General features: G+C 66.1%; 17 protein-coding genes. 9 read left to right on the top strand and 8 right to left on the bottom strand.

The features are described 5' to 3' along the window. Positions 1–280: 280 nt before the first annotated feature. The 3 genes from IB236_RS13995 to IB236_RS13985 form a co-directional block, all read right to left on the bottom strand. Positions 281–2,074 (bottom strand): methyl-accepting chemotaxis protein, encoded by a 1,794-nt coding sequence (locus IB236_RS13995; RefSeq protein ID WP_192421217.1) that lies wholly within the window; start codon positions 2,072–2,074, stop codon positions 281–283. Between the two features lie 601 nt (positions 2,075–2,675). Beyond that, positions 2,676–4,475 carry a methyl-accepting chemotaxis protein gene (locus IB236_RS13990; protein WP_192421216.1) on the bottom strand — a complete coding sequence of 600 codons (1,800 nt, stop codon included), beginning with the start codon at positions 4,473–4,475 and terminating at the stop codon, positions 2,676–2,678. A 43-nt stretch (positions 4,476–4,518) separates the two neighbouring features. Beyond that, on the bottom strand, positions 4,519–5,058 hold the full coding sequence (locus IB236_RS13985; RefSeq protein WP_056067332.1) for a chemotaxis protein CheW: 540 nt from the start codon (positions 5,056–5,058) through the stop codon (positions 4,519–4,521). Between the two features lie 274 nt (positions 5,059–5,332). Between IB236_RS13985 and IB236_RS13980 the strand changes: the two genes are divergently transcribed. Further along, the gene (locus IB236_RS13980; RefSeq protein ID WP_108499302.1) at positions 5,333–6,142 is read left to right on the top strand and encodes an alpha/beta fold hydrolase; all 810 of its coding nucleotides are present in this window, start codon (positions 5,333–5,335) and stop codon (positions 6,140–6,142) included. Positions 6,143–6,328: 186 nt separating this feature from the next. On the opposite strand, the gene IB236_RS13975 is transcribed toward IB236_RS13980, so the two are convergent. Continuing rightward, positions 6,329–8,164: a methyl-accepting chemotaxis protein gene (locus IB236_RS13975; RefSeq protein ID WP_192421215.1), complete on the bottom strand. Its 1,836-nt coding sequence runs from the start codon at positions 8,162–8,164 to the stop codon at positions 6,329–6,331. A 213-nt stretch (positions 8,165–8,377) separates the two neighbouring features. Continuing rightward, a complete protein-coding gene (gene ppa / locus IB236_RS13970) occupies positions 8,378–8,914 on the bottom strand; it encodes an inorganic diphosphatase (protein ID WP_056067328.1) in 537 nt (178 codons plus the stop codon). Between the two features lie 256 nt (positions 8,915–9,170). Here ppa and IB236_RS13965 point away from each other — a divergent pair, with 256 nt between their 5' ends. Together IB236_RS13965 and IB236_RS13960 are read left to right on the top strand one after the other, a co-directional pair. Beyond that, positions 9,171–11,252 (top strand): sodium-translocating pyrophosphatase, encoded by a 2,082-nt coding sequence (locus IB236_RS13965; RefSeq protein WP_146872377.1) that lies wholly within the window; start codon positions 9,171–9,173, stop codon positions 11,250–11,252. A 97-nt stretch (positions 11,253–11,349) separates the two neighbouring features. Next, complete coding sequence (locus IB236_RS13960; protein WP_192421214.1) at positions 11,350–13,719, top strand: DUF1631 family protein; 2,370 nt, start codon at positions 11,350–11,352, stop codon at positions 13,717–13,719. A gap of 212 nt (positions 13,720–13,931) precedes the next feature. Here the strand turns inward: IB236_RS13960 and IB236_RS13955 are convergent, their stop codons facing one another. From IB236_RS13955 to IB236_RS13945, 3 genes are read right to left on the bottom strand one after another with little or no spacing between them, the layout of a single operon-like run. Continuing rightward, positions 13,932–15,374, bottom strand: coding sequence for a sensor histidine kinase (locus IB236_RS13955; RefSeq protein WP_192421213.1), 1,443 nt, complete (start codon positions 15,372–15,374; stop codon positions 13,932–13,934). After that, positions 15,371–16,063: a response regulator transcription factor gene (locus IB236_RS13950; RefSeq protein ID WP_192421212.1), complete on the bottom strand. Its 693-nt coding sequence runs from the start codon at positions 16,061–16,063 to the stop codon at positions 15,371–15,373. Before IB236_RS13950 ends, IB236_RS13955 begins: the two co-directional genes overlap by 4 nt. Positions 16,064–16,087: 24 nt before the next feature. Further along, positions 16,088–16,474 carry a PepSY domain-containing protein gene (locus tag IB236_RS13945; protein WP_192421211.1) on the bottom strand — a complete coding sequence of 129 codons (387 nt, stop codon included), beginning with the start codon at positions 16,472–16,474 and terminating at the stop codon, positions 16,088–16,090. Between the two features lie 115 nt (positions 16,475–16,589). Here IB236_RS13945 and IB236_RS13940 point away from each other — a divergent pair, with 115 nt between their 5' ends. From IB236_RS13940 to IB236_RS13915, 6 genes are all read left to right on the top strand, one after another. Then, entirely contained in the window at positions 16,590–16,994 is a 405-nt protein-coding gene (locus IB236_RS13940; protein ID WP_192421210.1) for a DUF1924 domain-containing protein, read from the top strand. Positions 16,995–17,004: 10 nt separating this feature from the next. Further along, positions 17,005–17,529, top strand: coding sequence for a diheme cytochrome c (locus IB236_RS13935; protein WP_192421209.1), 525 nt, complete (start codon positions 17,005–17,007; stop codon positions 17,527–17,529). Between the two features lie 40 nt (positions 17,530–17,569). Further along, complete coding sequence (locus IB236_RS13930) at positions 17,570–18,316, top strand: cytochrome b/b6 domain-containing protein (protein ID WP_192421208.1); 747 nt, start codon at positions 17,570–17,572, stop codon at positions 18,314–18,316. A gap of 32 nt (positions 18,317–18,348) precedes the next feature. Continuing rightward, on the top strand, positions 18,349–18,513 hold the full coding sequence (locus IB236_RS13925; RefSeq protein ID WP_192421207.1) for a rubredoxin: 165 nt from the start codon (positions 18,349–18,351) through the stop codon (positions 18,511–18,513). Between the two features lie 112 nt (positions 18,514–18,625). After that, the gene (locus IB236_RS13920; RefSeq protein WP_192421323.1) at positions 18,626–21,157 is read left to right on the top strand and encodes a cation-translocating P-type ATPase; all 2,532 of its coding nucleotides are present in this window, start codon (positions 18,626–18,628) and stop codon (positions 21,155–21,157) included. A 17-nt stretch (positions 21,158–21,174) separates the two neighbouring features. Then, positions 21,175–21,561, top strand: coding sequence for a VOC family protein (locus IB236_RS13915; RefSeq protein ID WP_056067315.1), 387 nt, complete (start codon positions 21,175–21,177; stop codon positions 21,559–21,561). Positions 21,562–21,594: the final 33 nt, after the last annotated feature.

Genomic DNA, 21,594 nt, shown 5'->3' with positions numbered 1-21,594 from the left:
TATGATAAATATGATTTTATCAATTTGAATCATCACAAGAGAGTCGACGGCCCACTGCGCAAGCGCTGCGCCGGTGGGGGCATGGGTGCGGCCCCCTGTGTGAGCCGTGGGGATATCAAAACAGCGCACAAGGCCCCGCGCGTGCAGCGCACGCTCGGGCTGGGGTGCTACATCGCGGGCGCTGTCGGCGCAGTGCCAAGCACCGAACCAACTTGGGGAAGTCTACGCCCCAAAACGGGGCGTCACGCTTACAAACGGTGCAGGCATGGCCTGCCGTCGGTCAAAAGCTCTCCCAGTCGTCCTCGGCACCGGCAGCCACTGCTTGTGGGGCTGCTTTGGGTGCGGCGCCCGCGGCCTTGGGGGTGGCACTGGCAGCAGGTGCCTTTTTGGCGGCAGGAGCAGAGGGAGAGCGCAAAGCAAGGGTTGCCTTGCTGCCCGCCGCATGGCCACCCATCGCCGCCTTGCGCGTGTCCGCGGCGGGCGCAGGGCGCGGCACCGGGTCCACAGCGCCGCCAGGCTGCGATGCCCGTGCCTGGTCGGCCGTGAGCTTGAACACCGCCACCGCCCCCACCAAGGCCTGGGCCTGGTGGCTCAGGCTGCTGGCAGCAGCCGCCATTTCCTCGACCAGTGCCGCGTTCTGCTGGGTGACCTGGTCCATCTGCGTGACGGCCTCGCCCACCTGCGACACGCCCGTGCTCTGCTCGCTGCTGGCCGCGCTGATCTCGCCCATGATGTCCGTCACGCGGCGAATGGCGCCCACCACCTCGGTCATGGTGATGCCCGCCTTGTCCACCAGCTGGGTGCCCTGCTCGACCCGCTCCACGCTGGCAGTGATGAGCGATTTGATCTCTTTGGCCGCCTCGGCGCTGCGCTGGGCCAGATTGCGCACCTCGCCCGCCACCACCGCAAAGCCCCGGCCCTGCTCGCCCGCGCGGGCGGCCTCCACGGCCGCGTTCAGCGCCAGGATGTTGGTCTGGAACGCAATGCCGTCAATCACGCTGATGATGTCGGCGATCTTTTTGCTGCTGTCGTTGATGCCCTTCATCGTGGTCACCACCTCGGCCACCACATCGCCGCCCTGCCCCGCCACGGTGGATGCGCTCATCGCCAGCTGGTTGGCCTGGCGCGCGTTGTCGGCGTTTTGCTTGACGGTGGAACTCAGCTCCTCCATCGACGCAGCGGTTTCCTGCAGCGCGCTGGCCTGCTGCTCGGTGCGGATGGACAGGTCGTTGTTGCCCGATGCGATCTCGGCACTGGCCGACGCCACGCCCTGGGCATTGCCACGCACGCCCGACACCACATGCGCCAGGTTGTCCCGCATGGCGGTGAGGCCGCTGAGCAACTGGGCGATCTCGTCCTTGCCCCGCGCGTGGATCGCCACGGTCAGGTCGCCCTGCGCCACCGCGTCGGTGATCTGCACCGCATCGCCCAGCGCGCGCGAAATCTGCCGGATCATGGCGCCGCCCATCAGCACCGCCAGCACGATGCCCGCCACCACGGCCGTGACCGCCAGTGCGCGGATGGTCTGGTAGCTGGCGGCCGCACTGTCGTACTCGGCCTTGGCACGGTCCAGCTGCACCTGCATCAGCTGGCCCAGCACCTCCTGCAATGGGTCGATGGCGGGGTACATCTCCTTGGCCGCAAACGCGGTCAGGGCCGCCACATCGCCCGACTTGAAGTGCCCCGCCAGTACATCGGTGGCCGCATCTGCCTTGGCCTGCAGCGGCTTGAAGCGCTCGACCAACTGCGTTTCCTCCGGCACCAGCTGGGTGGCCAGATAGGCCTTCCAGTTGGCCTCGATGGCCTTGCGCGCATCGGCCACCGACTGCAGGCCCTGTGCGGGTGTCAGCGCGCCATCACGCACCTTGTGGGCCGTGTCCACCACGTTGACCGCATACATGTCCGCCACCACCTTGATCTGCTTGAGCGGCACCACCCGGTCGTCGTATACCGACTTGAGCCCGGCATTGGAATTGCCCATGCCATACAGCCCCGCCACGCCCACCAGCAACACCAGCAGACACAAGGCCGCAAGCAAACCCGCCAGGCGGGTGGAAATCTTGAACTGGTTCATGACAACACTCCTGAGGGAAACAAGCAAACAGGCTGCGCCCGGCTGGCAGCGCACCAGCGGTTGGAAAGGGGCATACGGAGAGCGCGCGGCAGACTCAGGTGTGGCCTGGGCTGCGCCCCGGTTGGCGTCGCAGACCACACGGCAGGCGCACAGCAGCTCGCGCTGGTGATGATGGGGCGGCCACCCATGCACGTGCGCGACGCGTTGAAACCTCGGTCCATTGCAGAACTCCTGTGGAGAACGGCGCCAAAAAAGGAATGTCCACCCACCGACGGGCCGCGCGCCGTGGCGGGCCCGCTCAGCATAGCGCTTTCCGTTACGTTTGCGTACAAATCGCCCGCCAACATTGGCGCGCCGCTGCCCATAACGGCAACTCGCCATCACGCACCTGCAGCAAGCATCGCGCCAGCGGGTGGCAGACCCGCCCCACGCATGCCTTCAGCCATCACCAACAAAGCGCCCGACCACAAAAAAGCACGCAGAAGGTAGCCCCCTCTGCGTGCTTTCTTGCTTTGTTTTTGATAGCTGTCAGCGCATGTTCCACCTGCGCTTGCAGCCGTTTTGATCTGATTTCTTCACCCAGGGGCCTGCGCAGCCCTGGTCAGAAGCTCTCCCAGTCGTCGTCGCCTCCCGCGGCCTTGGGTGCCGGGGCCGGGCTGGGCGCTGCGGGCTTGGCGGCGGGTGAGGCTGCCGGGCTGCTGGCCTTGGGCGCTGCCAGGCTGGCGGCGGGTTTGCTGCCGGTCTTGGCGCTTTTGCCCAGGCTGGTGCTGCGGGCCGGGGCTTTGTAGCTGGGTGCTGCAATGGGGGGGCGGGCGGGGGCTGCCGTGTGGCGGCTCTGGCTGTAGCTGCTGTTCGTGCTGCTGGCGTCGAGCTTGAACACGGCCACGGCGTTGACCAGTTCGCCGGCCTGGGCGTTCAGCGCGCTGGCGGCCGCGGCCATTTCTTCCACCAGGGCGGCGTTTTGCTGGGTGGCCTGGTCCATTTGCGTGACGGCTTCTCCCACCTGGCCGACACCTGCGCTTTGTTCGCTGCTGGCGGCGCTGATCTCTCCCATGATGTCGGTCACTCGCCGGATGGCGCTGACGACTTCGGTCATGGTGGCTCCGGCCTTGTCGACCAGGGCGGTGCCTTGTTCCACGCGTTCCACGCTGGCGGTGATGAGGGCTTTGATTTCCTTGGCGGCTTCTGCGCTGCGTCCTGCCAGGTTTCGTACTTCTCCGGCCACCACAGCAAAGCCCCGGCCCTGCTCGCCGGCGCGGGCGGCTTCCACGGCTGCGTTGAGCGCCAGGATGTTGGTCTGGAAGGCGATGCCGTCGATGACGCTGATGATGTCTGCGATCTTGTTGCTGCTGGCGTTGATGCCTTTCATGGTCTCGACCACTTCGGCCACCACGTCTCCGCCTTGCACGGCCACGGTGCTGGCGCTCACGGCCAGCTGGTTGGCGGCGCGCGCGTTGTCGGCGTTCTGGCGCACGGTGGAGCCCAGTTCTTCCATCGAGGCGGCTGTTTCTTCCAGCGCGCTGGCTTGCTGCTCTGTGCGTGCGCTCAGGTCGTTGTTGCCTGAGGCGATCTGTGCGCTCGCCGACGCAACGCCTTCGGCGTTCTGGCGCACCGAGCTGACGGTGTTGACCAGGCTTTGCTGCATGCGCTGCAGGGCGCTGAGCAGGTGGCCGGTTTCGTCCTTGGACTGCACGACGATCTGGCCGCTCAGGTCGCCACCGGCCACGCGGTCGGCTGCTTCCACCGCCTGCGCCAGGGGGCGGGTGATGGAGCGGATGATGGTGATGGCCAGAAAGATGGCGATGGCGATGGCCAGCGCACCCGCGATGAGTACATCGCGCTGCAGCGACACGGCGGCAGCTTCGGCGCGCGCGCCGGCGTCCACAGTTCTCTGCGATTGAAATTCAAACTGTTCGTCTATGGCGGCCATGTAGGCCCGCTGCGCAGGGCGCAGTTGCTCTTCCAGCAGCTTCAGGGCTTCGTCGCGCTGCCCTTGCTGGAGTGCCGCCAGGTATTGATCTCTCAGCTTCAAGAAATCACCGCGCCGCTGCTGCATGCGCGCCATCAGTTCCTTGCCCTTTTCAGAGCTGACCAACGTGTTCAGTGTTTTGTACTGCGCGTCCACATCCGTCGCCGCAGCCGCTATCTGACTTGTCGCCGATTTCACGATCGCATCCGAAGTGAAGATCGCCAGGTTGCGGAGCTGAATCGCCTGCTCGTTCACGCCGTCGTTGAGGGCACCCAGCGCTTTGACGATGGGTATTCGGACATCGATCACATCCTTGAGTTCTTCGCGCTGGTTGGCTGACCGCACCAGGCCCACAGCCCCCAAAGCGACCAACAGAAGCACCATGACGGCGAATGCCACAGCCAGCCGGGTTGAAATCTTTAACTGATTCATCCTTCTTCTCCTCTGTGTTGATCTTGTGTAGTGAGTTGTCACATTACCTGTGCACAGCTGACCTCACCAGTCCTATTTCGTCACTGCTGAGCAGGGCCTCGATGTCCATCACGATCAGCATGCGCTCGCCCAGGCTGGCAATGCCAGTGACAAAGGCCGGGTCCACATGGCCCTGCCGCTCGAACTGGGGCGTGGGCTTGATGAGGTCGGGAGTGAGCGAGACCACATCGGCCACCGCGTCCACCACCGCGCCAATCACGGTAGAGCCGATGTCCAGAATGATCACCACGGTGAAGTCGGTGTAGCTGGCTTCAGGGCATTGCAGCTTCACCCGCAGATCCAGGATGGGCACGATGCGGCCGCGAAGATCGATCACGCCCTTGATGAAGTCGGGCGATTGCGCCAGGCGCGTGGGTCTCTCGTATGAGCGGATCTCCTGCACGCGCAGGATGTCAATGCCGTACTCCTCCGCACCCAGGCGGAAGGTCAGGAATTCACGAGGGGCTGCGGTGGGGCTTGGGGCCAGCGCGCGGTGCGCAGAGTGGGTGGCGGCAGGCGCAGCGGCGTCGGCAATAGCGGTCATGGCGCGGGCTTTCAGGCGGTTGGAACGGGAGGGTTGCGAACAGCGCCAGAACGCGACGAACGCAAAAGCTATCCAAAGCATAGCAGCGCACGGTTGCAAAATGTGACATTCGCGGGCAATCCCCCCCGCAATCCGAAGGGGACTCCCCCGGCCCGGGCGGGGGCAATTGGAGAGCTTGCTCCATTTCGCGCCCCGCCTTGGTGCGCAAAAACTGCTACCGTCGCACGACCCGCCTGCCTTGCCCGGCAGGCGCCCGTTTTGGAACGACGACTTGATGCCTCTCTTCTCCGACCGCAAATCCGCCGCCCCTGACCACATGCCACCGCCCAGCCTCCCCTTGCTGGCGCTGGAGCTGCGGGCCCCCTGGGAATTTGGCGCCGTGCTGCCCGCATGGCCCGTTCTGCAGCGCGCTCCACTGGGCGATGGCCACACGGTCATCGTGTTTCCAGGCCTGACAGCTGGCGACGCCACCACCCTGCCCCTGCGTCGCTACCTCGAATCGCGCAACTACAACACGCTGGGCTGGGGCCAGGGCCTGAACCTGGGGCCGCGCGATGGCGTGCTGGAGAACGCCAAGGCCCAGCTGCAGCAAGCGGTGGATGCCAGCGGCCACAAGGTGAGCCTGGTGGGCTGGAGCCTGGGCGGCATCTACGCCCGCGAGCTGGCCAAGGAAATGCCGGACCTGGTGCGCTGCGTGGTGACCCTGGGCACCCCGTTTGCCGGGCCCCACACCTCCACCAACGCCTGGCGCATTTACCAGTTCGCCAGCGGCCGCAGCATCGAGCGCGAAACCGAGAACTACAACCTGCCCGAAGCACCCCCGGTGCCCACCACAAGCATCTACTCCCGCACCGATGGCGTGGTGGCATGGCGCGGCAGCATCCAGGCGCCCGCCGACCACAACCCCCACACCGAAAACATCGAGGTGGTGGCCAGCCACTTTGGCATCGGCCTGAACCCCAGTGCCTGGTGGGCCGTGGCCGACCGTCTGGGCCAGCCGCACGGGCCAGGCGTGGTGTGGCAGCCGTTCCAGCGCCCCCAGCTGCCAGGGTTGCATCTGGTGTACCCCAACCCGCACCGCTGACCGGCAGGTGCAGCAGCGCATCCGACTACGCGACGCGAAGCGCCCGCCCACAAAAAAGCACGCAGAAGGTAGCCCCCCCTCTGCGTGCTTTCTTGCTTTGTTTTTGATAGCTTTCAGCGCATGTTCCACCTGCGCTTGCAGCCGTTTTGATCTGATTTCTTCACCCAGGGGCCTGCGCAGCCCTGGTCAGAAGCTCTCCCAGTCGTCGTCGCCTCCCGCGGCCTTGGGTGCCGGGGCCGGGCTGGGCGCTGCGGGCTTGGCGGCGGGTGAGGCTGCCGGGCTGCTGGCCTTGGGCGCTGCCAGGCTGGCGGCGGGTTTGCTGCCGGTCTTGGCGCTTTTGCCCAGGCTGGTGCTGCGGGCCGGGGCTTTGTAGCTGGGTGCTGCAAGGGGGGGGCGGGCGGGGGCTGCCGTGTGGCGGCTCTGGCTGTAGCTGCTGTTCGTGCTGCTGGCGTCGAGCTTGAACACGGCCACGGCGTTGACCAGTTCGCCGGCCTGGGCGTTCAGCGCGCTGGCGGCCGCGGCCATTTCTTCCACCAGGGCGGCGTTTTGCTGGGTGGCCTGGTCCATTTGCGTGACGGCTTCTCCCACCTGGCCGACACCTGCGCTTTGTTCGCTGCTGGCGGCGCTGATCTCTCCCATGATGTCGGTCACTCGCCGGATGGCGCTGACGACTTCGGTCATGGTGGCTCCGGCCTTGTCGACCAGGGCGGTGCCTTGTTCCACGCGTTCCACGCTGGCGGTGATGAGGGCTTTGATTTCCTTGGCGGCTTCTGCGCTGCGTCCTGCCAGGTTTCGTACTTCTCCGGCCACCACAGCAAAGCCCCGGCCCTGCTCGCCGGCGCGGGCGGCTTCCACGGCTGCGTTGAGCGCCAGGATGTTGGTCTGGAAGGCGATGCCGTCGATGACGCTGATGATGTCTGCGATCTTGTTGCTGCTGGCGTTGATGCCTTTCATGGTCTCGACCACTTCGGCCACCACGTCTCCGCCTTGCACGGCCACGGTGCTGGCGCTCACGGCCAGCTGGTTGGCGGCGCGCGCGTTGTCGGCGTTCTGGCGCACGGTGGAGCCCAGTTCTTCCATCGAGGCGGCTGTTTCTTCCAGCGCGCTGGCTTGCTGCTCTGTGCGTGCGCTCAGGTCGTTGTTGCCTGAGGCGATCTGTGCGCTCGCCGACGCAACGCCTTCGGCGTTGCTGCGCACGCCCGACACCACACGCGCCAAGTTGGCCCGCATGTCGCCCAGCGCATTCAGCAGCTGGCCCATTTCATCCTTACCGCCGGGGGGCACCTCGGTCGCCAGGTCGCCATCGGCAATCGCGCGGGCGGCCAACACGGCGTGATGGGCGGGGCGCGTAACGGCGCGGGTGATGGCCACACCCAGTACGGCCGCCAACGCCACGCACAGCGCGAGGGTGCCCAGCACCCAGATGCGTGCCGCATTGAACACTGTCATCGCTTCCTCATTGGCCTGCAATGCAGCGTCCGCATTGATCTTTTGCAGCTCGCCCAAGGTCTCGGCGGTGGCCACAAAGGCCGACTCCGATTCGCCTGAATACAACATGCTCAAGGTGTCCACCGTGAGTTCCATGGTCTCGGTGGTGCTGAAGTCCACGCCCTTGGCAATGTCCGCCAGCTTGTCCTGCAACGCCACATAGGCCGCCTTGCGCGCCTTGTAGGCCTGGAAAACCTCGCGTTCCTTGGGCATGTCGATGAGCGGCTCGTAGATCGCCTCCACACGGGTCAGGTCCTTGTGGCGCTGCGCCACCTGCTCGGCAAACGCCTTGACCTCGGCCGCGCTGCGCGCCGTGACCATGCCCGCCTCCGCACGGCGCATGCGGTTGAGCAGCACCCGCAGCTCGCCCGTTTGCGTGACGCTGGGCAGCAGGTTGGTGGCGATCTCCTCGGCGTTGGCATGGATGCGGGACATCTGCACCAGCGCAATGGCGCCGAGCAAGGCGGTCAGCAGCACCACCGCCAGGAAACCCGCTGCCAGCTTCACGCCGATGCGCAGATCAGAAATTTTCATGAATCACCTCAAAGTACCTCGTGACACCGGGACCACCCCAAGTGTGTAACCAAATGCAGTCTATCAGCGGGTCTGACCGCACATTGCGCGGCTTTTCCCTATCCCACCGGGGCACTGCCCACAAAAAAGCACGCCATCCATGGCGGATGGCGTGCTTCTATTTTGATAGCAGCTGGCGCAATCAGCACCAGCGCTACCGGCCTATCTGACCTATCAGGCCTGCGACTTCTTGTAGCTGTCGATGCCGTCGGTGATTTCCTTCTTGGCGGCGTCGATGCCTTCCCAGCCCAGCACCTTGACCCACTTGCCCTTTTCCAGGTCCTTGTAGTGCTCAAAGAAGTGGGCGATGGCGTTGCGGCGCATGGCGTTCACATCGTCGATGGTCTTCCAGTGGTCATACATGGGCAGGATCTTGGACGTGGGCACAGCAATCACCTTGCCATCCACACCGGCCTCGTCTTCCATCATCAAGATGCCCAGGGGGCGGCAGGGCACGACCACGCCGGGGAACAGCGGGTAAGGCGTGATCACCAGCACATCGACCGGGTCGCCGTCGCCCGACAGCGTCTGCGGCACATACCCATAGTTGGTGGGGTAGTGCATGGCGGTGGTCATGAAACGGTCCACAAAAATGGCGCCCGATTCCTTGTCCACTTCGTACTTGATCGGATCGGCGTTCATCGGGATTTCGATGACGACGTTGAAGCTGTCAGGAACGTTCTTGCCTGGGGGGACGTTGTTGAGGGACATGTCTTTGGATAGTGGTTTGTTGACGATAACCCGCGAGGCCTTCGGCACTGATGCAGCGCAACGAAGCGTCGGGATTAACCCTGATTTTAGGCGCACGCCCCTTTCTGCCCGCTTGCAAACCGGCGTTTGCCTGTAAATTGGGCCTGTTGGCCAATCGGCTCCTGCGCGAAACGCATGGGTAGCACGAGGAAGCAACGCAGCGGGGAAGCCACCGATGCGTTGGTCCCCCTCCGTGCAACACACCAAGGAGAATTGAATGGCTGCAAGTTCAGCACTGACATCCCCTCTCATCCTCGCCCTCGTTTGCGGGCTCATCGCGGTGGCCTACGGCATCTGGGCCCGGGGCTGGATCCTTTCCAAAGACCCGGGCAACGCCCGCATGCAGGAGATTGCAGCCGCCATCCAGGCCGGCGCCGCCGCCTACCTGGCCCGCCAGTACAAGACCATTGCCATTGTGGGCGTGGTGCTGGCGGTTCTGATCGGCGTGTTTCTGGACGGCACCACGGCGGTCGGTTTTGTGGTGGGGGCCGTGCTCTCGGGCGCCTGCGGCTTCATCGGCATGAATGTCTCGGTGCGCGCCAATGTGCGCACCGCGCAGGCGGCCACTCAAGGCATTGGCCCGGCGCTCGATGTCGCGTTTCGTGGCGGTGCCATCACCGGCATGCTGGTGGTGGGGCTGGGTCTGCTGGGTGTCACGGGCTTTTACTGGTTCCTGGCGGGCAATGGCAACCACACGCCTACCACCCATCTGGCCACGCTGCTCAACCCGCTGATCGGCTTTGCGTTCGGCTCATCGCTGATCTCGATCTTTGCGCGCCTGGGCGGTGGCATCTTCACCAAGGGCGCAGATGTGGGCGCCGACCTGGTGGGCAAGGTGGAGGCCGGCATCCCTGAGGACGACCCGCGCAACCCGGCCGTGATTGCCGACAACGTGGGCGACAACGTGGGCGACTGCGCAGGCATGGCGGCCGACCTGTTCGAGACTTACGCGGTGACACTGATCGCTACCATGGTGCTGGGCGCCCTGATGGTGGCCACGGCCCAGGTCAATGCGGTGGTGTACCCGCTGGCGCTGGGGGCGGTGTCCATCGTCGCATCCATCATTGGCTGCTTCTTCGTCAAGGCAACGCCCGGCATGAAGAACGTGATGCCCGCGCTGTACAAGGGTCTGGCGATCGCAGGCGTGCTGTCGCTCATCGCTTTCTACTTCGTCACGCTGTGGATCATGCCGGACAACGCGGTCACGGCCACGGGCACCCAGCTGCGGCTGTTTGGCGCCTGCGCCACCGGCCTCGTGCTGACGGCCGCGCTGGTTTGGATCACCGAGTTCTACACCGGCACGCAGTACTCGCCCGTGCAGCACATTGCCCAGGCGTCCACCACCGGCCACGGCACCAACATCATTGCGGGCCTGGGCGTTTCGATGCGTTCCACGGCCTGGCCCGTGGTGTTTGTGTGCGCGGCCATCATCGTGTCCTATGGCCTGGCTGGCCTGTACGGCATTGCGGTGGCAGCCACGTCGATGCTGAGCATGGCGGGCATTGTGGTGGCGCTGGATGCGTATGGTCCCATCACCGACAACGCGGGTGGCATTGCCGAAATGGCCGAGCTGCCCAGCAGTGTGCGCGACATCACCGACCCGCTGGACGCCGTGGGCAACACCACCAAGGCCGTGACCAAGGGATACGCCATCGGCTCCGCCGGCCTGGCTGCCCTGGTGCTGTTTGCCGACTACACCCACAAGCTGGAGAGCTACGGCAAGGCCATCACCTTTGATCTGTCGGACCCGCTGGTCATCGTGGGCTTGTTCATCGGCGGGCTGATTCCGTACCTGTTCGGCGCCATGGCCATGGAGGCTGTGGGCCGCGCCGCAGGCGCTGTGGTGGTGGAGGTGCGCCGCCAGTTCAGCACCATCAAGGGCATCATGGACGGCACGGGCAAGCCCGAATACGGCAAGGCCGTGGACATGCTGACCACCGCCGCCATCAAGGAAATGGTGATCCCCAGCCTGCTGCCGGTGGTGGTTCCCATTGTGGTGGGCCTGCTGCTGGGGCCCAAGGCGCTGGGCGGCTTGCTCATGGGCACCATCGTCACAGGTCTGTTTGTCGCGATCAGCATGTGCACCGGCGGCGGCGCGTGGGACAACGCCAAGAAGTACATCGAAGACGGCCACCACGGCGGTAAGGGCTCTGAGGCGCACAAGGCCGCCGTGACCGGTGACACCGTGGGCGACCCCTACAAGGACACGGCCGGCCCGGCCATCAACCCGCTGATCAAGATCATCAACATCGTGGCACTGCTCATCGTGCCGCTGGTGGTCAAGTTCCACGGCGGGTAAAACCGCCCCACCATCGTCAAAAAGGGGCCTCTGGCCCCTTTTTGACGCGTAACATCGCATCCACTGCAGCAGCCACTGGTATCGCGTTCCACTGAAGATGGCCTTGACACACACCACCCTGCCCGCCCCGGCCCCGACCGACAGCCCCGCTGCGACCCAGCAGCGCATCGTCCAGATCGCGCTGGCCCAGGCCCGGCCTGTGGTGGAGCGCGTCATTGAGGCCACGCGCGTGTCCCTGCAAGCGCGCCTGGACAGTGCCCGTACCCCTGGCGAGCACCATGCGATGCAGGAGGCACGGCAGCAACTGGTGCGGCTGGCATCGGTGATGGCAGATCGCTACCCCGACGCACTGCGCAAGGCGCTGGACCAGGACACGGCACAGGGCGACGACAAGCCCACGCGGTCCCTGTTCACCGTGCACTTTGACGACCTCGAACTGATGGACGAGGCGCAGATCAACGACAGCGTGGAGCGCGCACGTGCCCGTCAGGTACTGATCGCTGCAGTGGAAGGTCCGCTGGCTGACCTGGACGCGTTGGTGTGCGCGGCCCAGGGGCTGTCCCGGGTGCAGCCGGAGCACAACCCGCTGCGCCCCGACGTGTTCTTGCAGGCTCTGCAGTCCGTGGTGTCGCAAATGCAGGTCACACCCCAGGTGCGCCACGACTGGGTAGGGCTGATGGCACAGGCATTGGGCGCCGAGCTGTGCAGCCTGTACCTCGCGCAAATCGACCAGCTCAAGCAAAGTGGTGTGAAGCCTGTGGGTTATGCCATGCGGCAGGCGACGGGTGAAGTGGTCTTTGTGGCGCCGGCCGACGCCGGGACGTCCCCCGGTTTTGCAGCCGACAACGACTTGTACGTGTCGTCCACCAGCACGGGCGACCCGTTGCTGACGCTGGACCGCCTGCGCCGCCTGCTGCTAGGCGAGTTCAATGACGCACCCGCCCCTGCGGACATGCACGCCAGCGGCGACAACCCCCAGGAATCTTTCGCAGACCGGTTTGACCGGGAGTTTGAACACCCGTCACAAGGTTTACCGCAGATCGACCCACCGGCCACGGATTTCGCGATGACGGTGCCCGCGGCGTTTGAGGCGCTGCAAGAGATGAACCAGGTCGGCCAGATGATGGAGCGCCTGGGTACGCCACGCGCGCCAGCCGGCAACGATGCAGACGGCAGCCCTGCTGCCGCGCAGCGGGCGCAGGCGCAGGGCCTGGGCCAGGCCTTGAGCATGGAGGTGGTGGCGCTGATGGTGGACAACATCGCGCGCGACACCCGGCTGCTGTGGCCGGTGCAACAGTTCATCCGCGCGCTGGAGCCTGCGCTGATGCAGCTGGCATTGGCCGACCCCCGCTTTTTCAGCCACAAGGAGCATGCCGCGCGCCGCCTGCTGCAGGACATCACCGACCGCAGCCAGGCCTTCAACAGCCCCGAAGCCCCTGGTTTTCAGAGCTTCATGCGCTCGCTCATGCACATCGCAGGCCCGCTGGCTACCGCCACCATCGACAGCGCTGATGACTTTGAACAAGTGCTGCAGCAACTGCACGCCAAATGGGCCGAGAAGGACCAGGCGCTCAAGCAGGAGCGCTTGCGCGCCATCGAGGCCCTGCAGCATGCAGAGCAGCGCCATCTGCTGGCCGCACAGATATCGCGCGAGATCTGGCTGCTGCCCGACATCGGCAAGGTGCCGGACGCCATCTCGCGCTTTTTGCTGGGCGCTTGGGCCCAGGTCATGGCGGAGGCGCGTCTTTCGGACAAATCAGGCACGACCGACCCGGGCCGCTACCAGGAACTGGTGGACGCGCTGATCTGGAGCGTACAACCCGAACTGACGCGCGCCAACACGGGCCAGCTGGCTCGCCTGCTGCCCAAGCTGCTGGCCAAACTGCGCGAAGGTCTGGCGTCCATCGACTACCCTGCAGACCGCACGGAGGCTGTTTTTGAGCTGCTGATGCAACTGCACCAGCAGGCCTTCAAACCCGGGCCCCGGGTGGCTGCGCCAGCCCCTGCAGCCGCAGCGACTTTTGCAACGCCCGCGGCAGAGCCGCAACAACCGGCGCCCCTTGACGACGACGACCCCTGGGTTGCGCCCTCCGAAGCGAGGGAGTCCGGCTACATCGATATCTCGCAATCGCCCGAGAGCGAGGGCGCAGACACGGCCCCCGAGGCTGCCCCCAGCAGCGCTGCGCCCCTGCCGCTGCCCGCCGCCACCATCACGGTGGGCACCTGGGTCAATCTGCAGGTGGCGGGCCAGTGGGAGCGCACACAGCTGTCCTGGATCGGCTCGCACGGCAACCTGTTCCTCTTTACCAGCGCCGCTGGCCGCACCCAATCGATGACCCTGCGGCTGCTGGACCGGCTTCTGCAACAGGGAGCGATGCAGGTGCTGTCCGAGCACACCGTGGTGGACAACGCCCTGGACGCCGTCGCTCAGACAGCCATGCAAAACAGCGTGGAAAGCAGGCACTGAAGGCCGCTTGCACAACAAAAGTGGTCAAACACGGCAGACGGTGATACCCTGTCTCCATCACTCCAAGGCTTTGTAAAATTCAGGGGAATTTGTCAGGGCCTTAGCCCGCTTTGGCGGGCTTTTTTAATGGGTTTCCGCTTTGGCGGTTTTTCTCCAGGCGCCCCGCCCAGCAGGACCTTTTTGGCGTGTCGATCAGCCGCAGCCACTGCGGCTCAGAGAGCGCTCGCAGCAGGCAGGGTGAGCGTCGCCCGCAAGCCGCCAAGGCCTGTGGGCTCCAGATCCAGCCGCCCCTCATACAAAGCTGCCAGGTCCTGCACGATGGCCAAGCCCAGTCCCGTACCGGGCACGGTTTCATCCAGGCGCACGCCGCGTTCCAGCGCCTGATCACGTTGCGCGGCGTCAATGCCGGGGCCGTCGTCTTCCACCGCAACCACCAGTTGGGGCTGCGCAGCGCCCGATCCGGCGGGCAGCAGTTGCATCTGCAGCCGCACCGCAGCCTGCGCCCACTTGCAGGCGTTGTCCAGCAGGTTGCCCAGCATTTCCTGCAGGTCCTGCGCCTCGCCCGCAAAGAAAAGCGGCACCGCTGAAGACTCGACACTGATATCGAGCAACCGGTCCGCATGCACCTTGTTCATCACGCGCACCAGCCCATCCACTACCGGCTGCAGCGGCGTGCGCTGCCCGGGCAAGCGCGCAGATGCCGCCACCCGCGACCGCGCCAGGTGCCAGTCGATGTGCCTGCGGGCCACCACCACCTGCTCTCGCACCAGCGCCGCCAGCTCCGGGTCATCAGTGTGCGGTTGTGTGCGGGCCGCGTTCTCCAGCACCGTGAGAGGCGTCTTGAGCGCATGGGCCAGGTTGCCCGCCTGGGTGCGTGCCCGCTCCACCACCTCGCCATGCCGGCGCAGCACGGCATTAAAGTCGTCGACCAGCGGCTGCACTTCCGCAGGGAAGCTGCCTTGCAATTGCGAAGCCCGCGCTTCTTGCACATCCTGCACCGCGCGCTGTAGCGCCTGCAGGGGCTTAAGCCCCACCGCCACCTGCGCCCAGGCGGCGGCGACCAGCAGCAATAGCAACACCGCCAGCGACAGCCCCAGCACGCCAGTGAACCGGGCCGTGGCTGCCTGCGTGGCCTGCAGGTCGGCGGCCACAATCAAGCGCCAGCGCGCTGCATGCACGCCCTCGGCGCGCACCGTGCGCTCCAGCACCAGCAAAGGCGCGCTCTGCGGGCCTGTCATCTCGTGCACATGCACGGTGCCATCGGCCAACGCATCCACCTGTAGCGCCAGGCTGGTGTCCCACAACGAGCGCGAGCGCAACACCCCTGCCCGTTCCCGCCCGTCGGGCGCCATGGCGTCCACCTGCCAATACAGGCCGGAGTAAGGCTTGAGCCAGCGGGGGTCGGACAGCGCCTCGGCAGCAATCACCGGCTGCCCCTGGGCGTCAAACTCCAGCCGCGCCGTGATCTGGTCCAGCTGCAGCTGCAGTGCAGCCTGAAACTGCTGCTGCACATGCTCGCGGAACAATCCGCTCAGCACCAGCCCAGCCAGCGCCATGGCCACGGCCGCCCCCGCCAGCGTGACGGCCAGCAGCCGCACCCGCAACGACCGGGACCAGTGCACGGCAGGCGCAGGTGGCACAGCCTGCGCGCTCATGGCGGCACCAGGCGGTAGCCCATGCCACGCACGGTTTCGATGCGGGCCGAATCCGTCAGGGCAGCCGACGAAGCCGCAGGAGGCAACATCTTCTTGCGCAAGCGCCCCACAAAGACCTCGATGGTGTTGGAGTCCCGATCAAAGTCCTGCGCATAGATGTGTTCGGTCAGCTCCGCGCGTGACACAAGCACGCCAGGCCGGTGCATGAGGTAGTCGAGCACCTTGTACTCATGCGCTGTCAACGTCACCGGCTGGCCCGCACAGGTCACGCGGCCACTGCGTGTGTCCAGCGACCAGTCTCCACACTGCAGCACGGCCGACGCTTGCCCGCTGGCGCGGCGGATGAGTGCGCGAAGGCGCGCCAGCAGTTCTTCGAGGTGAAAGGGCTTGGTCAGGTAGTCGTCGGCACCGGCATCGATGCCTGCGACTTTTTCGTGCCAGTTGTCGCGCGCGGTGAGGATCAGCACCGGCATGTTGCGCCCCTCGGCCCGCCACCGCTTGAGCACCGTGAGCCCGTCCACCACCGGCAGGCCCAGGTCCAGCACCACGGCATCCACTGCCTCGGTGTCGCCCAGAAACTGCGCGTCGCGCCCGTTGTCTGCCTCGTCCACCGTGTAGCCCGCGCCGTGCAGGGCATTGCGCAACTGGGCGCGCAGCAGGGTGTCGTCTTCTACCAGCAGGATGCGCATGGAGGTGTCGTGGTCGGAAGGGTGTCAGCGATTGTCACGGCTTCGCTGCTGATCTTCGCGCGATTCTCGGGATCGCACACGCAGCACCTCCGCCGTGCGCGCATCGAGCTTGACCTTGGTCAACTGCCCGGCAGGCGTCAGCAGCTTGATCTCGTAGATCCAGCGCTCGCGCTCCTGCTCCAGCTCCACTTCCAGCACCTGGCCAGGCACCTCGCGTTGCAGGCGATCGAGCACGACGGGCAGTGGCAGCACCTGGCCCGCCTGCACGGCCTGCCGTGCGCGGTCGTGGTCTTCCTTGCCACTGGCCCAGGCAGATGACACGGCCAGCGCTGTAGCCCCCAGCACACACGCCGCCAAGCACATGCGCCGGACATGGCGGCCCGCACAAGCAGCGTGGAAGGGGAAAGGCATGGGCGCATTGTCCTGCGCGATATCTGAACGGCCGATGAACAGCCCTTTCACACGCCGTTCAGGCGGGGATTTCAACAATGGCTGCACAAGCGATGAAACCCACAAGGACCACAGCATGACTTCCCTTCGCACCCTGACTCTGGCGGCGCTCTGTGCACTTGCAACCACCAGCATCAGCCACGCCGCTGACACCACCGCAGCCCAGCAGCTCGCCCACTGGAGCGCACAGGCCGGCAGCCCAGGCAATGCCGACAAAGGCAAGGTGTTCTTCAACGCACGCCATGGTGGCGAATGGTCTTGCGCATCCTGCCACGGCACACCGCCCACCGCACAGGGCAAACACGCCAGCACCGGCAAGTCGATTGCGCCCCTGGCTCCGGCCTTCAACCCCAAGGCATTTACCGACACCGCCAAGGTGGACAAGTGGTTCCGCCGCAACTGCAACGACGTGCTGAGCCGTGAATGCACAGCAGTGGAAAAAGCCGACGTGCTGGCCTACCTCAATGCCCTCAAGCCCTGAGACCGACACCATGCAAAAACCAGCCCAATTACGCCCTGCAGCCCTGGCCGCCGCTGTGTGCGCACTGACCCTGCTGTCACTCTCCAGCGCCCATGCAGACAGCGGGCGCGCCATGCCCCGCAACGTGCCCAGTGCCTACACACAGGAATGCGCCGCTTGCCACGCCGCCTACCCGCCGGGCCTGCTGCCCGCAGCATCCTGGAACCGCGTGATGACGGGCCTGGACAAGCACTACGGCACCGACGCATCGCTGGACGCTGCCACCGTACGCCAACTCAACCAGTGGCTGCAGGCCCACGCAGGCACCTACAAGCGGGTGAACGAGGAGCCACCCGAGGACCGTATCACCCGCTCGGCCTGGTTTGAACGCAAGCACCGAAAGATCGAACCCACCACCTGGAAGCTCGCCAGCGTGAAAAGCGCCGCCAACTGTGCGGCCTGCCACACGGGCGCGGACCAGGGGCAGTTTGACGAACACAACCTGCGCATGCCGGCGGGGCTGGATGCCCGCTCACGCCGCGCCTGGAACGACTGAGAGCGGTGAATCTGAACTGCGCCCCATCAAGGAACACACGATGAACAACACACCTACCCTCCATCCCGCCGATGCCTCGGCGCAACCCGCCCCCGCCAGGGCTCCCAGTCGCCGGGTGACCGATGCGCCCACACGCATGTTCCACTGGCTGTTTGCACTGTGCTTTGCGGGGGCCTACGCCACAGCCGACGGCGAACACTGGCGGCTGCTGCACGTCACGCTGGGCTACACCATGGCGGGGCTGCTGGGCTTTCGACTGCTGTACGGCATCTTCGGGCCACGCACCTCGGGCCTGGGCCTGCTGTGGCGCAAGCTGGCTGGGGCGCCCGCATGGCTGCGCACATTGCCCCAGGCCCCATCCCAGGGCCATAACCTGCTGATGGCGCTGGCCATTGTGTTGCTGCTGGCGCTGGTGGTGCCCCTTACCCTCAGCGGATATGCCACGTACAACGACTGGGGTGCCGCGCTGGGCGGCAACTGGATGGGAGAAGCGATGGAAGAAGTGCATGAGTTCTTCGGCAACGCCCTGCTGTTTGTGGTGTTGGCCCACATCGCGCTGATTGCAGGGTTGAGCCTGCTGCGCCGCAAGAACCAGGCACTGCCCATGCTCACCGGCCGGGTGGAGGGCAAGGGGCCGGACCTGGTCCCGAAGAACCGCACCTGGCTCGCCGCCCTGCTGCTGATCGCAACACTGGCCTTTGGTGCCTGGCAGTGGCAGCAGTCGCCCAGCGGCTGGGTTGCCAACGGCACATCGACCGAACGCCAACGGCACCACGATGACGACTGACGCAGAGCCACCGAACACGAAGGAACCGCCCTATGAAAATCTACATGTGTGCCGTCTGCGGCTGGATCTACGACGAGGCTGCGGGCCTGCCCGACCACCGTATCGCACCCGGCACCCTCTGGGCCAACGTGCCCGACGACTGGCGCTGCCCCGAATGCAATGTCGGCAAGGCAGACTTTGTGATGTGCGAAGTGTGAAGAAGGCGGATGGGATGCGGCGCACTGCGCTCCGTCAGGGCGGCTGACACCAGCGCGCGGTATAACTGTTACACCGCTGCGACCCTCCTTGCAAAGCAGCCTCACGCCCCACATGCCCACTACCGACTCCCCCACTGGCCTCGACCCGGCATTGGCCGCCCAGCGCCTGCGTGAAGAAGGCCCCAACGAACTGGGCATCAGCCAGCGCCGCACGCTGCGCGACATGGCTTGGGACGTGGTCACCGAGCCCATGTTCCTGCTCCTGCTGGGTGCAGGTGCCATCTACCTCGCCATGGGCGACGCGCACGAGGCAATGATCCTGCTGGGCTTTGTGGTGATCATCATGGCGATCACGGTGCTGCAGGAGCGCCGCACCGACAACGCGCTGAACGCCCTGCGCGACCTCTCCAGCCCCCGCGCGCTGGCGTTGCGCGGCGGCACCCTGGTGCGCATTGCCGGCCGCGACGTGGTGCGCGAAGACCTGCTGATGATTGCCGAGGGAGACCGCATCCCGGCCGACGGAACGCTGCTGCAGGCCCACGAACTGGCCGCCAACGAGTCGATGCTGACCGGCGAGTCGGAGCCTGTGGCCAAACAACCTGCCGACAAGGTGTTTGCGGGCACGCTGGTGGTCAGCGGCCAGGGCCTGCTGAAGGTGACCGCTGTGGGCCGCCACACCGAGCTGGGCCGCATTGGCCAGTCGCTCGACACCATTGCCCTGCAGGCCTCGCCGCTGCGCGAGGAAATGGCGCGGCTCACGCGCAAGCTGGTGGTCATTGGCCTGTCGCTGTGCGCGCTGCTGGTGGCCCTGTTCTGGGCTCTGCGCGGCGACTGGTTGCAGGCCGTGCTGGCGGGCATCACGCTGGCCATGGGGGTGCTACCGCAAGAACTGCCCGTGATCATGATCATCTTCCTGGCCCTGGCCGCGCGGCGGCTGGCGGCACAGCAGGTGCTCACGCGGCGGCTCAACGCCATCGAGACGCTGGGCCAGACCACGGTGCTGTGCGTGGACAAGACCGGCACCCTCACCCAAAACCGCATGGCAGTGGCGGCGCTGTGCATTGCGGGCCAGGAGCTGGATGTGCAGAACCTGCCTGCCGCTGCGGATGGCAGCGCGCTGCCCGATGCCTTCCACGAACTGCTCGAATACGCCGTGCTGGCCAGCGAGATAGAACCGCACGACCCCATGGAGCAGGCCTTTCACCGCATGGCGGCCGACCACCTGGTGGACACCGAGCACCTGCACCCCGCATGGTCGCTGGCACGCGAGTACGAGCTGTCGCCCCAGCTGCTGGCCATGAGCCACCTGTGGCGCGACGGCACCTCGGCACACGACACGGTGGCCGCCAAGGGCGCACCCGAAGCCGTGGCCGACCTCTGCCACCTGCCCGACGCCGAGCGCGCTGCCGTCAGCGCCCAGGCCGCGCGCCTGGCGGATCGGGGCCTGCGGGTGCTGGGCGTGGCCAAGGCCCGGCACCACACGCAAGACACCTGGCCCGAAGCCCAGCACGACTTTGACTTTGAATGGCTGGGCCTGGTGGCCCTGGCCGACCCGCTGCGCCCCGAGGTGCCCCAGGCCGTAGCGCAGTGCCGCCAGGCGGGCATTCGCGTAGTGATGATCACCGGCGACCACCCCCGCACCGCGCGCGCCATTGCCGCCCAGGCAGGCATCGCCAACGACCGCGTGATCACCGGCGACGAGTTGGTCCACATGCCGCCGCAGGTGCTGGCCGACCAGGTCCGGCAGGTCAGCGTGTTTGCGCGCATCAAGCCACACCAGAAGCTGGCACTGGTCGAAGCCCTCAAGGCCCAGGGCGAGGTGGTGGCCATGACGGGCGATGGTGTGAACGACGCCCCCGCCCTCAAGGCGGCACACATCGGCATCGCCATGGGCCAGCGCGGCACCGATGTGGCGCGCGAGGCTGCCGCCCTGGTGCTGCTGCACGACGACTTTGCAGCCATCGTGCTGGCGATTCACCGGGGGCGGCAGACCTTTGCCAATCTGCGCCAGGCCATGGTCTACACGCTGGCGGTGCACGTGCCCATCATTGGGCTGGCGCTGCTGCCGGTGCTGTTCGGGCTGCCGCTGGTGCTGGCGCCGCTGCACATCGCGTTTCTGGAGCTGGTCATCGACCCGGCCTGCTCCATCGTGTTCGAGGCCGAAGAAGGCGCTGCCGACCTCATGCAGCAGCCGCCGCGCGCGGCCGACGAACCCCTGCTGTCCGCCCGCCACATCCTGCTGAGCGTGCTGCAGGGCAGCGTGGTGACCGCTGCCGTGGTGGGCCTGTATGCCTGGCTGCTGCGCCAGCCCGCACATGCCGCCACCGCCAGCACGGCCGCGTTTGTGGTGCTGGTGGCCGCCAACGCCGCGCTCATACTGCCCAGCCGCAGCAGCCAGACGGTGTGGCGCAGCCTGTGGGCGGGACTCACCCCGGTCAGCCTGTGGGTGGCGGGCGGCACGCTGGCCGCGCTGACGGCCATCACCACCGTGCCGTGGCTGGCCAACGCTTTCAGGTTTGTGCCGCTATCGCCCCTGCACTGGTTCATGGCCCTGCTGGCCGGGCTGCTGCTCGCGGTGGTGTTTACGGCCAACAAGCGCTGGCTGCAGCCCGCCACACTGGCGCGCCATACTTCTCTCGCCTGATCCCCCCGCCCTACACCATGCCCATTGTTCTGGAATCCATCGACCACGTCGTGCTCACCGTCGCCAGCATCGACAAAACCATTGCGTTTTATGAGCGTGTGCTGGGCATGACCGCCCGGGAGTTCAAGCCCCAGCGGTACGCACTGCACTTCGGCGCGCAAAAGATCAACCTGCACGAAGTGGGCACGGTGGTGGACCCCAATGTGCGCCACGCGACGGCGGGCTCCGGCGACCTGTGCTTTCTCACCCAGATGCCGCTCGACGACGTCATCGCCCACCTGCAGGCCGAAGGCGTCCCCATCGTGCAAGGCCCAGTGGGCGCAACGGGCGCCCGCCACCGGCTGCGCTCGGTCTACATTTACGACCCGGACGACAACCTGATCGAGATTGCCAACGAGGTGTGAGGCGCTGGCTGCACCGATCGCAGTACGGTCTCC

The sequence above is a fragment of the Acidovorax sp. ACV02 genome (genome assembly GCF_014851475.1).
Lineage (GTDB): Bacteria > Pseudomonadota > Gammaproteobacteria > Burkholderiales > Burkholderiaceae_C > Acidovorax > Acidovorax delafieldii.
Note: the sequence above shows the minus strand (reverse complement) of the source record. Positions and strands in the feature narration are given on the sequence as shown.

Coding starts and splice junctions, on each gene's coding strand:
- IB236_RS13980 (WP_108499302.1), top strand. CDS start 5,333: ATGCCTCTCTTCTCCGACCGCAAATCCGCCGCCCCTGACCACATGCCA.
- IB236_RS13965 (WP_146872377.1), top strand. CDS start 9,171: ATGGCTGCAAGTTCAGCACTGACATCCCCTCTCATCCTCGCCCTCGTT.
- IB236_RS13915 (WP_056067315.1), top strand. CDS start 21,175: ATGCCCATTGTTCTGGAATCCATCGACCACGTCGTGCTCACCGTCGCC.
- IB236_RS13930 (WP_192421208.1), top strand. CDS start 17,570: ATGAACAACACACCTACCCTCCATCCCGCCGATGCCTCGGCGCAACCC.
- IB236_RS13985 (WP_056067332.1), bottom strand. CDS start 5,058: ATGACCGCTATTGCCGACGCCGCTGCGCCTGCCGCCACCCACTCTGCG.
- ppa (WP_056067328.1), bottom strand. CDS start 8,914: ATGTCCCTCAACAACGTCCCCCCAGGCAAGAACGTTCCTGACAGCTTC.
- IB236_RS13950 (WP_192421212.1), bottom strand. CDS start 16,063: ATGCGCATCCTGCTGGTAGAAGACGACACCCTGCTGCGCGCCCAGTTG.
- IB236_RS13940 (WP_192421210.1), top strand. CDS start 16,590: ATGACTTCCCTTCGCACCCTGACTCTGGCGGCGCTCTGTGCACTTGCA.
- IB236_RS13955 (WP_192421213.1), bottom strand. CDS start 15,374: ATGAGCGCGCAGGCTGTGCCACCTGCGCCTGCCGTGCACTGGTCCCGG.
- IB236_RS13960 (WP_192421214.1), top strand. CDS start 11,350: ATGGCCTTGACACACACCACCCTGCCCGCCCCGGCCCCGACCGACAGC.
- IB236_RS13990 (WP_192421216.1), bottom strand. CDS start 4,475: ATGAATCAGTTAAAGATTTCAACCCGGCTGGCTGTGGCATTCGCCGTC.
- IB236_RS13935 (WP_192421209.1), top strand. CDS start 17,005: ATGCAAAAACCAGCCCAATTACGCCCTGCAGCCCTGGCCGCCGCTGTG.
- IB236_RS13945 (WP_192421211.1), bottom strand. CDS start 16,474: ATGCCTTTCCCCTTCCACGCTGCTTGTGCGGGCCGCCATGTCCGGCGC.
- IB236_RS13975 (WP_192421215.1), bottom strand. CDS start 8,164: ATGAAAATTTCTGATCTGCGCATCGGCGTGAAGCTGGCAGCGGGTTTC.
- IB236_RS13995 (WP_192421217.1), bottom strand. CDS start 2,074: ATGAACCAGTTCAAGATTTCCACCCGCCTGGCGGGTTTGCTTGCGGCC.
- IB236_RS13920 (WP_192421323.1), top strand. CDS start 18,626: ATGCCCACTACCGACTCCCCCACTGGCCTCGACCCGGCATTGGCCGCC.
- IB236_RS13925 (WP_192421207.1), top strand. CDS start 18,349: ATGAAAATCTACATGTGTGCCGTCTGCGGCTGGATCTACGACGAGGCT.